Below are 11,619 nucleotides of genomic sequence, written 5' to 3' on the forward strand. Positions count from 1 at the left end.
TTCTAACCCACTCCTTCCTTATCAATATACCTTTTTATCAATGAAATTATTCAGTGCCCATCTTTCGGGAAATATTATTATATTTAATGTAGCGTGTTTTTTATACCTTCAATACATTAATAAATGGAGCAGAAGAATCGGGAACGAAAAAAGCACATCCAACTAAGGATGTGCTTTCATAAAGCATTATTTGTACATTTCAGCTACTTGCTTTTGCAATTCGCTATTTTCAAGGTATTCATCATAACTCATTTGCTTATCGACTGTACCTTTTGGTGTAAGTTCAATGATCCGGTTCGCTATAGTTTGGATGAACTGATGGTCATGAGAAGAGAAGATCATAGATCCTTTAAAGCTGATCAAACCGTTGTTCAATGCCGTAATCGACTCTAAGTCCAGATGGTTGGTAGGTTCATCAAGCATTAGGACGTTCGATCCGCTTAACATCATTTTGGAAAGCATACAGCGGACTTTTTCGCCCCCTGAAAGTACGCTTGCCTTTTTCGTTACTTCATCGCCAGAAAATAGCATTCTGCCTAAGAAACCGCGCAGGAAGCTTTCGCTCTGGTCATTAGGAGAATACTGACGGAGCCAATCGACAAGATTTAAATCGACACCTTCAAAGAATTCAGCATTATCCTTAGGGAAGTATGCCTGGGATGTCGTAACGCCCCATTTGAATGAGCCGCTATCCGGTTCAATTTCACCTGCCAAGATTTTGAACATTGTTGTTTTAGCAATCTCATCTTTACCGACAAATGCAATCTTGTCGCCTTTATTCATCGTGAAGCTGACGTTATCCAATATTTTTACACCATCGATCGTTTTCGAGAGTCCGTCTACACGAAGCAGGTCGTTCCCGATTTCACGATCAGGTGTAAAGCCGACATATGGATAGCGGCGCGAAGAAGGCTCGATGTCATCCAAGCTGATTTTATCCAATAATTTCTTACGGGATGTCGCCTGGCTCGATTTCGATGCATTGGCACTGAAGCGCGCGATGAAATTTTGTAGCTCTTTGATTTTTTCTTCCTTTTTCTTATTGGCATCTTGAGTCAATTTAAGGGCAAGCTGGCTTGATTCATACCAGAAGTCATAGTTCCCGATATAAATTTTGATTTTACCGAAATCAAGATCCGCGATATGTGTACAAACTTTGTTAAGGAAGTAACGGTCATGGGAAACTACGATAACAGTGTTTTCAAAGTTGATCAAGAACTCTTCAAGCCATTTGATCGCTTTTAAGTCCAAGTGGTTGGTAGGCTCATCCAGTAATAGAACATCTGGTTTACCGAATAGTGCCTGGGCAAGCAATACTTTAACTTTGTCGCCACCAGTCAACTCAGCCATTTTCTTTGTATGCAGGTCTTCTGCAATGCCAAGGCCTTTTAAGAGGATTGAAGCTTCAGGTTCGGCTTCCCATCCGTTTAATTCGGCAAATTCACCTTCAAGTTCGGCCGCTTTCATTCCGTCTTCATCCGTGAAGTTTTCCTTCATATAGATGGCATCTTTTTCTTGCATGACTTCATATAATCTTTCATGTCCCATAATGACAACTTTAAGGACTTCTTCCTCTTCATAAGCGAAGTGATCTTGTTTTAGAACGGCAAGGCGTTCGCCAGGGCCCATATGGACATCGCCGGATTGCGCTTCAATTTCACCTGAAAGGATTTTTAAGAAAGTGGATTTACCCGCACCATTCGCCCCAATCAGGCCATAGCAGTTACCAGGCGTGAACTTTATGTTAACATCTTCAAACAGTTTACGATCGCCATAGCGTAAACCAACATTATTTACTGTAATCATTTATTTACATTCCTCCAAAATACTTTTGTTTCAACGTGTCCAACACTTTGTTTCATTAGTTATACGCTGATTCACACAAACAGCAGTTTACGGTCTTGTATGTTTTAAACTGTGCATCATTTAAATTGTATCTTATTTCTTATGAAAATTAAAGGCAGATTAGCAAAAACAAACGTTTATAGGCAAAAATTACACAAGGATTAAATTTTATTTTAAAATTGTAGCGTATAAAGTATGTTTTATTATTTAAACAAAAATGATTATAGGTATAAAGACTCGTTACGCATCACCCTTTTAATTGGTAATATAGGTAACTGTAACTAACACGACAGGAGGATCATAAATGAGTGATTCAGTAGGTTTTTGGAAACGTTTTTTAGCAGGATTATTGGATGGCATAATAGTATCTTTACCATTAGCGATAATTTTCGGGTTGATTACTGGAGATTGGGAAAATGAAAACTATTCAACGCTCTTCGACTTTCTTTACATGCTGCTTGTCCCGATATTATGGTATGGCTATACAGTAGGTAAACGGATTATGGGAATACGCATAGTAAGGATGGACGGCAAAAAATTAGGAATCGGCACAATGCTATTGAGGTATTTAGTTGCTGCTTTGGTTTATGCCATTACATTGGGGATAGGGTTTATTGTTAGTGCATTCATGGTCGGCCTAAGGAAAGACCATAGAGCGATACATGATTTCATAGCTGGTACATACGTGACATCAAATAGACCATGATTCAATGATAAGAGTTTAATAGCTGTTTCAGACTGTAGGCAAACTTGGAGGATCAAGTTTGTCTATAGTTTTTTGAGGGTTTTTAAAAATTCAAACGTTGATTGGAACGGAGGGCACTCGCTTGTACGAACTTTTCTATGCGGGAGTCACTTTGTTTAACATTTAGATAGCCATCCTTTTGAAAAGCAGCTAATAGCTGCTTTTTTTTATGCGTAATTATCAAACCGATATGATTTTTTCAGGAACCCTACATGGCATCTTAATCAAATATGAAGGGGATTTTGCTGAATATTTTATAGGGCTATTTTTAATAAATATTATATTGGAAACCACGATAGAATATTTATCTATTAAACAGTGGCAGTTAGGAAGCAAAAAGCACTTCACCTATATGGTCAAGTGCTTTGGTTATTCAAAACCTCTTTATTTTGATTGATAATGATTTTATTTCTTAAGATCATTTCCTTATTATTAAGTCCAACATTCAGTTCTTTAGTATTATTCACCTTTTCCAGCAGTGACACTACAGATATTTCCAATAGTTCGGAGATAGGCATATTTGTTTTGGTTGATAAAATTTCAAGTTCATGGATTAATTTAGGGGATAGCATTGGTTGTCTTTCATTCATTTCCATGACAGTACCCACTTTCTTAAAAAAATTATTTAATTGTAATGTAAGTATATAATGGGAGTTTCCAATAAAAATATTAAATTAGCGTTATTTATGTTAAGAGATGATGACAATTGTAGAAGAAAGTATAATCGAGCACTTTATCCTAATGGAAGTGCTGGGTCATTCCAGAGAATCATGAGGACCATACATTATTGAAGCCAGAGACTTGATTAGTTATAGCCGTAGAAGAAACATTATAATATTTTTAGTCAGACCCTATCTGAAAAAAATGTATCTTGAAGTAAATTCCTTGCCGAATAAAGGTATGTCACCCCCCGCCAGTCCATTGGGATATCCCAATCCAACATACCCATGATGATGCCTAATGCACGGTCGCAGTTATACCCGCACAAATTGTAGCTTTCTATGATGTCCGCCCCTTTTACCTCGGCCAACTTTATTTGATTGAATTCCTTTTCAGGTGAAGGCTTTCATGGATAAGAAAAAGTCATTAAAGCGTGCATCACATACATAACTACACTAATGATCAATCCAATGGTGCCAAAGTGCCTGAATTAAGCCTTTCCTAATATATGAATAATAAAATAACAAGTAAAACGGTGGTATGGTTGCCCCCTAATACATGCAATAACTGTTGTGCAATCTTATAGCAGTTTTGATAGAGGAGGGGGGCAGTTGTTTTTTTGATATACATGAATTCATTGCATATCATTATGTATAAAGAGGATAGTATAATTGTCAATGCATCGGATCATGTGATATCCAACTGATGAAATGGAAATAAACTTCCCATTCCCAGAATGGTAAAAAAAGCATTAAATGATTTTCCTACTGGAAGTTTGAATGTTCCTTCATAAGTCAACATATTATAGCAAAATCCAATCTGGAATTATTAGCGCATTCTACAAATTATATGAAGTATCAGGGAAGGTAAAATTTCAACTATATCATTCTATGTCTCCAGATTTGTCAACCATTGGCTTTTCTGATAGTATAAATGTCCATTTCGTCTTAGCATCGGCATTTTAATGAGTGTGATAACTAAATAAGGAAGGGGAGGTGGTTTCATTGGGTAATCACCCTGATTTTGAACAGGAACGGCAGCGGCTGGATTTTACGAAACGTTATATCGATGTAGTCATCAAAACATCAGAAACAAGCAAAGATCAGTTTCAGCGGAATATGCAAGAAGCTTTTGGCGATGCCGATTGGTCTGAATCGGGCTTATATTCACAGTTACTGACGACGGCCAACTTTTTTGAGATGTCCAAAACCGAACTTGAAAGTTTACGCAAAGCAAGTAAAAAGCCTTATTTTGCAAGAGTGGATTTCGAAAGGAATGACAGTGATATAGGCGAAGTCCTTTATTTCGGAAAAACATCGCTTTATCAGAGGGAAAGCCAGGAACAGATCATCGTCGATTGGCGATCGCCGATTGCAAACCTCTATTATGAGGGACGGATTGGTGAAATAGAATATGAAGCCGAAGGAGAGACATTCAGCGGGAATATCACTTTAAAAAGACAGCTAATGATCGAAGAAGGTGTCTTGGAGGAGATAAGGGACATTGATTTGACAACGACGGATGAATTATTGCAAGAATCCCTTTCCAAAAGTTCCAGCAATCGACTGACAGATATCATTACCACGATCCAGGAAGAACAAAATAAAATCATTCGTGCAGATTTGAATAAACCTATCATTGTCCAAGGCGCAGCGGGCAGTGGTAAAACTACAATTGCTTTACATAGGATCTCTTATTTCATTTATCACTATAAAGACCTGTTCGATCCGCGCCAATTAATGATTCTTGCTCCGAGCCGGGTTTTCATTGATTACATATCTGAAGCTTTACCTGAATTGGGTGTGGAAAAGGTAAAACAATTCACATTTTCCGAATATGTTCAGGCAGCGATAGGAAAGCAGGTGAAGCTTGTAGCGGATGATAAATTAACTCGATTGCTGGAAAAGGATGATCAAGAAATTAATTCAGCGGTCTGGATATCAGGTCTGAAGGGCTCCCCTGTCTTTAAATATATATTGGACGAATATGTAAAGGATATTTTCAAGGGTTTCCATCCTAATGCTGATTTTTATTGTGATAAATATCGCCTCTATTCCGCTAAGAAGTTCATTAGATTATTGGAAGAGGATTATTGGTATTTACCATTATACAGCAGGCTGGACAAACTGAAGGCCATTTTACAAAATGAAGTGAAATTGAAAAAGAAAATAATGCTTGAACGTGTTGTTGATCTTTATGATGCCAAAATTGAGAAAGCTCTCTATAGAAATATTGATCCAGTCATTCGTAAGGATTTTGTTACAAAATGCCTCGATAAAAAGGAGGAAAGGATTGGTCAGATCCAAAAGGCGATCCGTACTTCCGTAAAAGGGTATTTTAAGCAATTCAAAAGTAAAGATCTCTTGGATTACTATAAGGAGTTATACGAAGATCCGGAGCGTCTTGCCTCTTACAGCAACGGTAAACTTACTGTTGAAGATGCCAGTGTATTATGTGAGTATAATCATAAATTATTTTCTGTCAAAAGTTACGAGCTGGAGGACTTAGGAGCATTATTATATCTTCAGGAGCGGCTTTTTGGTGTCGATAAAGAAAACAAAGCAAAAAATGTCGTCATTGATGAGGCACAGGATTACAGCTTCATGCAGTTACAGGCACTAAAGACGGCAGTGGATACCGATATGTTCACACTTGTAGGCGATCTTGCACAAGGCATCCATTCATACCGCGGACTTCAAACATGGGAAGAGGTTCACAGTCGTATTTTCCCCCGGGCAACGTATACTGAATTACAAAAAAGCTACAGAACTACTGTTGAAATAATGAAACAAGCTAATGAAATACTTCAGTTGTTAACATATGATTTCCCGGAAGTTGAACCTGTAGTCCGTCATGGCAAAGATCCAGAATTCGTTTCCATTGAAAAGGAAGATTGGGAAGAAGAACTTATCGAACTTATTGCAAGCCTTAAAGAAGAAGGATTTAAAACGTTTGCCGTTATTGCTAAAACGATGAAAGATTGCAAACTGGCAAACGAGAAACTAAAGGGATTCCATCAAGGCTTTCATTTAATAGATGAAGCTGGAAACATCCCTAAGGATAAAACGTTGATTGTTCCTTCCTATCAAGCCAAAGGTCTCGAATTCGATGTCGTTTTTGCAATATCCCTGGAAGAAGCGTATTGCCATGGAAATGAACTTGATATCAAATTGCTGTACGTAACAATGACAAGGCCATTGCACAGGCTTTATTTTTTAGGTAATGAGAAAAAGGCTTTCCTTATCGAGACGTGAAAGAGAGGGTGGAGTGTAACCACCCTCTTTGAGATACGATTACAAATGCAAAAGGATATCCTGAATATCTTCCCACCCGAAACCGACTTCGATGAGCTCGATGCCTGCCATTTTAACGGTTTTTTCAGCTATCACTTGACCGCCAAGGGCTTTGTAAAAACCGCATGAAGGATTATCCTTTAATGCCCAGATTATTAAATTCTTATGTCCCATTTCAATAAGCTCATGTATGACCGCTTTTATCATTTTTCGGCCGAGTCCCTGCCGTTGATATTCTTTTAAAAAATATATGGCATACACTTCACCTTGAATATGCGGATCCTTCGCTTGTTCAGGCCCGCCGGCAGCGAAACCGATAATTTCCCCATTGGCGTTTTCCGCTACAAAGGTGGCATTATGCAGCATCTTTAAATTTCTTAGCCAGTTTTTCTTTTTGGCTTCTAGATTCATGGAGGACATATATTGGTCCGGGAGGATTCCTTTATAAGTCGTTTTCCAGCTGTTAATATGGACATTTGCTATTCCAATTACATCTTTTTCTTTGGCTTTCCTTATCTTCATGAAAACACCTTCTGATTTTCGTATTTTTCCCTAGAATATCATGGAAAAAGTGAATTAGCATTTTATTTATGTTTAAAACTGCATGAGAAAGGATAAGAAATAAAAGAGTGATTCAACCAGATGAGGGGAAGGATGAGAAAGATGAAATTGAAAGTTAGTTTTTATTTTCCGGGTGGCAAAGAACTAGAGCATGAGGTTGAAGGCGATGACTCAACTCAAATGATTTCAAATATTCAAAAGCACCGCTATTATAATTTAGTTAAAGGCGATTGCCATTATGTCGTAGATACGGAAAAAGCAGCTTATTTTTCAGTAACGGAAATATTGGATTGAGAATAAACCGCATTGGACTTTTGTTCCATTGCGGTTTATTCTTTTTGTTGTAAGGAAACCGGAAAAGGAGTATCGACATGAAAATCAATTTTACCAAGAAACAGTATGAGACATTATTCAAAATGGTTCAGTACGGATATTGGGTTGCTTCCGATACTGAAAATAATAAAGAGTTCAGTGAAGTGGAACAGTATCTCAATTCCTTTGCCAAAGATTTCGGCATGGAAGGTGTCCAGTTTGTGAAGGAACATGAAATTTATGATATAAGCAGGGAATTGGAGGAGCAACTTCATGAAGTCATAAATGAGTATGAAGAAGGAGTGTTCAGGGATAAGCTTGCTTACCATTTGGCTAGAAAAGAGTTTGCCGAGGAGTCGGATAAACATGAATACAATCAGGAGGAAGCGTTTAAACGTATCATGGAGCTTGAAGAAAAATATCATCTTCATATTGAAGAACACGGATTAGTAAAATTGAAAATTGAAGAATAAAAAGAGAGAGGACATAATTTGTCCTCTTTCTTATCGTTCTTGGAAGTCATGATTTCCTTGTTCATCACGAATGTCTTCAACCACTACGCAAAGGTTTTATACACCAAGATTATGACCTAATTTTTCAACTGTGTATTGGTAAAATTCAATTAAGTCATTTTGTGACGCAAAACCTGCTTGTGCAGTCTGTTCGTTCCCTCCGCCTTTCCCGTTATAAGAACCGAGTTCGGCCCTGAAATATTGTCCGCAGTGTAAGGGCATGGCCCCACTGTGCGTAAGGATGACCTTTTGCTCCTTACGTGATGCTAATAATACGGTAACCTTTTCCTTTTTTACAATCGTACCTGCAAGGTAAAGAAGTTCCTTCATTGATCTATCTTCGAAAATATGAGAGATGAATTCCCCTGCATTTTCTGCAAGCAGAGAGTCAGCAAGAAAATTTGCATTTTCAAGTTTTAAGTTTTCATTTGCCGATAGTAACTGCTTATAGTCATTCTCCAGTTTCTCCACCCTATTCAGAATCTCTGTACGTCCGGTATTGAACTTATTCGATAATGCTGAAAGAATGCCTAGACTTTCGGAATAATCGTTCAATGCCCTGAAGCCGCACTTAAAATAGAGACGGGTATGCTCTTTCTGCTTTTCCGTTTTGAAAATTTTTATTAAGCCAATCTCACCTGTACGCTCTACATGGGTTCCACCGCAAGGGTTATATTCAATCCCTTCAATCTCGACAATACGGATATTCTCTGAAACTTTAGGCATTTTGACGACAGGAAGTGTCTGTAATTGCTCGTTTGTCACGTAATAGATAAGTATTTCGCGATTCTCGATGATATATTGATTAACTAGCTTTTCAGCAGCAGCCGTATGTTCTTCAGTCCATTGAACTCCTGACATTATATCGATCGTTAAATATTCGTTTCCAAGGTGAAAGCTGACCGTATTAGAGTCGAACAGTTCCCTGCAGACAGCAGAGAGTAAATGCTGACCGCTATGCTGTTGCATATGATCGAAGCGACGGGACCAATCAAGTTCACAGTGTACGATTTCTGAATCTGGCCTTTTCTCCGTCTTATGCAGAATCGTTCCATCATTGCCTTTTTTAACGTCAAGAACGGTGATTCCTTCTATTAAACCAGTATCTGCAGGCTGACCGCCCCCTTCGGGATAAAAAGCGGTTTCTTCAAGAGTGATGTAATAAAAGCCATCTTCTTCAAAGCTCTCCTGAATTTTGGTATCCCATTGGGAAGTCTTTGTGGATGTGTAATACAATTTTTTTGTCATGAATGATTTCTTTTTCCTTTCTGTTGATCATTAAATTATATCATCGAAATACCTGAGTATGAAATTGCGGATTTAGAAGAAAAAGTCAGGTAAATAAGTAAACTTTATGACAAATTTTAAATAAATTGTGCAAGATGGCAATATTCTATTTATCAGACTAACCCTTATGATGTAAAATATTCCTGAAAGCATATACTTTAGGCCTAGTTAAAGTGAGTTAAACAGATTTTAGTAGTCAAAAAGTCATTGTTGAAATTGTTGGGAGTAGGATGACCGTAGGGTCGTTTAGGTGGAAAGGGTTAAGTGATAAGAAGTGAATCTTGTAAATATGGAAAAATACAAAAATAGCTTATTTGGGAATATAAAAAACAAACTATCTGATTGGTTAGAGCTGGATGCAGAGCAGACCATTCCTGCCCAAGAGATATTCCGTTTTCTGCATTCAATCAAAGGAACGGCTGGTACCCTGCAATTGTGTGGACTTATGTCCATCACCGAACAGCTATTGGAAGGGATGGATGAAGATAGTGAGCAGGTCTGGAATCGGACGGAACTTAGGAATTTCCTTTTTGAGCTCATTGAACATACATATGAATATGAGCATTTTGATGAAGTTGAAATAAAAGCAAAACCTGTCCGCGATTCACAAGCCCCGCTCATCCAGATCATTGATGATGATATTTCCATGTTGATTTTATTGAAAGATCTATTGGAGGATAAGGGATGGATGGTCATAACGAACGCCGACCCTGTCAAAGCGACAAATCAATACTTTGAAATGCAGCCGGATTGCCTAATTCTTGATATTCAGTTACCTGCAAAGGACGGTTTTCAAATCCTTCAAGAGATTCATCTACATAACGAGAAATATTTCATACCGAAGATCATGATCAGCATACAGAACGATAAAGATTCCCGGATAAAAGCATTCAAGATGGGTGCGGATGATTTTATTGGTAAGCCGATTGATATCGATGAGTTTATCGTAAAGATGGAAAGGCATATACAGCGGAAGAAAATCTTTGATCAATCGGTGCTTATTGATGAGTTGACACAGGTATATAATAGAAGATTCCTAGAAGATACACTGCCACGCTATTTTAATGATTATAAGCGGTCAGGGCGTCATTTTTCGATAAGCATCATTGATCTAGATCACTTTAAAAGGGTGAATGATCAATATGGACATTCGGTGGGCGACTTTGTACTGGCTGAGTTTGCCCGATTCATGAAAAGCAATATAAGGAATTCGGACTTGATTTGCCGGTATGGAGGGGAGGAATTCATCATTATTTTCCCCGATACATCGAATGATGAAGCTAAACACAAGTTAACAAAGTTAATCAAGGACTTTTCTGCAAAGAAATTCAACCAGAATGGTCACACATTTTCGGTTACATTTTCTGCGGGTGTTTTTACGGTTGATAATGAAGATGTTACGCCCAAGAAGGCATTGGAGGAAGCCGACACATCCTTATATGAAGCGAAACGCTCAGGTCGCGGAAGAGTTGGAAGCATGCAAATAGCGGGAAATAACAAGAAATCCCTCAATGTGTCCGTTATCGATGATGATTTCATTATCCGGACCATCTTAACTAAAGCCTTGCATTCGCTACAAATTCCGCATTTTGATTTGAATATCGCTGTATATGAAGATGGTCCATCATTTTTGAAATCCAATCGAGCAAAAGAAGATGTAGGGCATTTTTTAATCCTGGATGGAGTGATGCCCATCATGGATGGAATTGAAGTGCTGCAAAATGTGAAACAAAGCAGTAATGCTGAGTTTTTCACCGTTTTAATGCTAACTGGAAGGAAAAGTACAAATGCTATTGCAAATGCTTTGAAACTTGGTGCGGATGATTATGTAACGAAACCATTTAGCATTAGGGAACTTCAGGCTAGGATAGAGCGTCTATTGACGAAGTTAATTTAACTGGGCAAGGGGATTTTACGGTCACATATTGCGATGGAATACCATCTGCAAAATGGAGCATGAACACTTCAGGAGTCAAGTCACCAATCGCATGAAGGTTAATTAGGAGGATGAATGATGAAGCGTATTTTATTAGCGGAAGATGAGGAAGTGTTACGTATGCTAGTAGTTGACACTTTAGAAGATGAAGATTATGAGGTTGATGAAGCAGCGGATGGAATGGAGGCCATACAGCTTCTCGAAAGCAATACGTACGACCTTATAATTCTTGATTATATGATGCCCGGATATACCGGATTGGAAATCATTGAAAAAATCCAGTCGTCTGAAATTAAAAACCAAGGGAAAATCTTGATGTTATCTGCAAAAAGCCAACAATTTGAACAAGAAAGGATATTGGAAGCGGGTGCGGATTATTTCATGTCCAAACCATTTAGTCCGTTAAAATTAATAGAAAAAATCGAGGTCATTTTGCATGAAACTGAATCCTTACTTTACTAAGAGCCT

At 38.0% G+C, this 11,619-nt stretch carries 10 protein-coding genes; 6 read left to right on the top strand and 4 right to left on the bottom strand.

Annotated features, from left to right (window positions below; translation table 11 throughout):
• Positions 1–186: 186 nt before the first annotated feature.
• On the bottom strand, positions 187–1,806 hold the full coding sequence (locus ACQKFG_RS08140; protein ID WP_192205097.1) for an ABC-F family ATP-binding cassette domain-containing protein: 1,620 nt from the start codon (positions 1,804–1,806) through the stop codon (positions 187–189).
• 343 nt (positions 1,807–2,149) lie between these two features.
• Between ACQKFG_RS08140 and ACQKFG_RS08145 the strand changes: the two genes are divergently transcribed.
• Complete coding sequence (locus tag ACQKFG_RS08145; RefSeq protein ID WP_192205096.1) at positions 2,150–2,551, top strand: RDD family protein; 402 nt, start codon at positions 2,150–2,152, stop codon at positions 2,549–2,551.
• Positions 2,552–2,946: 395 nt separating this feature from the next.
• On the opposite strand, the gene ACQKFG_RS08150 is transcribed toward ACQKFG_RS08145, so the two are convergent.
• On the bottom strand, positions 2,947–3,186 hold the full coding sequence (locus ACQKFG_RS08150) for a hypothetical protein (RefSeq protein WP_349728252.1): 240 nt from the start codon (positions 3,184–3,186) through the stop codon (positions 2,947–2,949).
• Positions 3,187–4,254: 1,068 nt separating this feature from the next.
• Here ACQKFG_RS08150 and ACQKFG_RS08155 point away from each other — a divergent pair.
• Positions 4,255–6,504, top strand: a complete 2,250-nt coding sequence (locus ACQKFG_RS08155; RefSeq protein ID WP_427557707.1) for a HelD family protein — start codon at positions 4,255–4,257, stop codon at positions 6,502–6,504.
• Positions 6,505–6,543: 39 nt separating this feature from the next.
• On the opposite strand, the gene ACQKFG_RS08160 is transcribed toward ACQKFG_RS08155, so the two are convergent.
• Positions 6,544–7,065 (bottom strand): N-acetyltransferase family protein, encoded by a 522-nt coding sequence (locus tag ACQKFG_RS08160; RefSeq protein ID WP_427557710.1) that lies wholly within the window; start codon positions 7,063–7,065, stop codon positions 6,544–6,546.
• A gap of 141 nt (positions 7,066–7,206) precedes the next feature.
• Here ACQKFG_RS08160 and ACQKFG_RS08165 point away from each other — a divergent pair, with 141 nt between their 5' ends.
• Together ACQKFG_RS08165 and ACQKFG_RS08170 are read left to right on the top strand one after the other, a co-directional pair.
• Positions 7,207–7,398: a hypothetical protein gene (locus ACQKFG_RS08165; RefSeq protein WP_098369411.1), complete on the top strand. Its 192-nt coding sequence runs from the start codon at positions 7,207–7,209 to the stop codon at positions 7,396–7,398.
• Between the two features lie 77 nt (positions 7,399–7,475).
• Positions 7,476–7,889, top strand: a complete 414-nt coding sequence (locus tag ACQKFG_RS08170) for a hypothetical protein (RefSeq protein ID WP_427557713.1) — start codon at positions 7,476–7,478, stop codon at positions 7,887–7,889.
• Positions 7,890–7,985: 96 nt separating this feature from the next.
• Here the strand turns inward: ACQKFG_RS08170 and ACQKFG_RS08175 are convergent, their stop codons facing one another.
• Positions 7,986–9,176, bottom strand: a complete 1,191-nt coding sequence (locus ACQKFG_RS08175; RefSeq protein ID WP_427557716.1) for an alanyl-tRNA editing protein — start codon at positions 9,174–9,176, stop codon at positions 7,986–7,988.
• A gap of 313 nt (positions 9,177–9,489) precedes the next feature.
• On the opposite strand from ACQKFG_RS08175, the gene ACQKFG_RS08180 reads away from it, so the two are divergent.
• Positions 9,490–11,112: a diguanylate cyclase gene (locus ACQKFG_RS08180; protein WP_427557719.1), complete on the top strand. Its 1,623-nt coding sequence runs from the start codon at positions 9,490–9,492 to the stop codon at positions 11,110–11,112.
• 117 nt (positions 11,113–11,229) lie between these two features.
• Positions 11,230–11,613, top strand: coding sequence for a response regulator transcription factor (locus ACQKFG_RS08185; RefSeq protein ID WP_349728259.1), 384 nt, complete (start codon positions 11,230–11,232; stop codon positions 11,611–11,613).
• Positions 11,614–11,619: the final 6 nt, after the last annotated feature.

The sequence above is a fragment of the Peribacillus sp. NPDC076916 genome (assembly GCF_050269675.1).
GTDB classification, from domain to species: domain Bacteria; phylum Bacillota; class Bacilli; order Bacillales; family DSM-1321; genus Peribacillus; species Peribacillus aracenensis.